Genomic DNA, 1,219 nt, shown 5'->3' on the forward strand with positions numbered 1-1,219 from the left:
GCCAAACCCACAGCTGATTATGGTTTTGTATTAGTGGGCAGCTCCATCTCCGGCAAATCGGGCAGCAAGATGGCTGATAATATTTATGGTCTTGATTACTGGATATGGAAAATGGATGAAAAGGGGGATTTGGATTGGCAAAAAAGCTTTGGGGGCAACGGTAACGATTTTTTAAAAAGCATTGATTTGACCCGGGACGGTGGGTTTATCCTCGGTGGCCATTCCACTTCAATGGAAGGTCACAGCAAGCGGGAAGACGGAAGGGGCCAGGAAGATCTATGGATCATCAAACTCAATGCAAGTGGGGAAGAAGAATGGCAAAAAACCTTGGGCGGCACCGGCAAGGACATACTGCATAGCCAGGACACCAACGAAAACTACATCAAAACCATCCTTCATAAAGAAGAGGGCAATCCTTCCTACCTGAATACAACACCTGACAATAAAGTAATGGTCAATGTCACATATTATGATGGTCTTGGCCGGCCCAAGCAACAAATTGCCCACGCCCAATCCGGTACCGGTGGTGACTTGGTTACCCACGTGGAATATGACGGGCTGGGCAGGCAGGTAAAACAGTACCTCCCTTATGTAAGGAGTGCCTCCCTTGATTATGAAGTATATGCAGAATATAATACCGAAGCTTTTTACAACACACCCTATTTTCAAAATACCCAAAACCCCTATTCAGAAACCGAGTTTGAAAATTCACCCTTAAACCGTGTGTTGCGGCAAGCTGCCCCGGGCAACATTTGGGCAATGAACAGTGGCAGGGAAATAAAAATGGGGTACCAAACCAACAATTCCGAAGAAGTCTATCATTTTATGGTGGCCAACCCCGGTGGGGGCCTGCTGCTCAGCACGTCCAATCAGGGGAGGCACCCTTCCAATAAACTCTATAAAACCTTGACCCTGGACGAAAACAGCCAAACCGGCTACAGAAGCATTACCGAATACAAAAACCTGCTCGGGCAGGTAGTGGCCAAACAGGTGCAGGTTTCTGAAAACGGGTATATTTATACCTACTATGTCTATGACAACTACGGCAACCTGACCGTTGACCATAACAAACGCATCAACGAGATTACATACAACCATTTGAACCTGTCCAAAAAAATAGTTTTTGAAACTGGTGAAATTACTTATCTTTATGACGCTAACGGTACCAAACTCAAAAAAACGGTGAACGATTACCAGACGTCCTTAATAACCAACACAC

General features: G+C 45.5%; 1 protein-coding gene. It reads left to right on the top strand.

The features are described 5' to 3' along the window. Nucleotides 1–1,219 (top strand): DUF6443 domain-containing protein (locus AC6F75_RS12335; RefSeq protein WP_500715345.1); only part of this gene is annotated, 1,219 nt, incomplete at both ends.

The sequence above is a fragment of the Planktosalinus sp. genome (genome assembly GCF_059864935.1).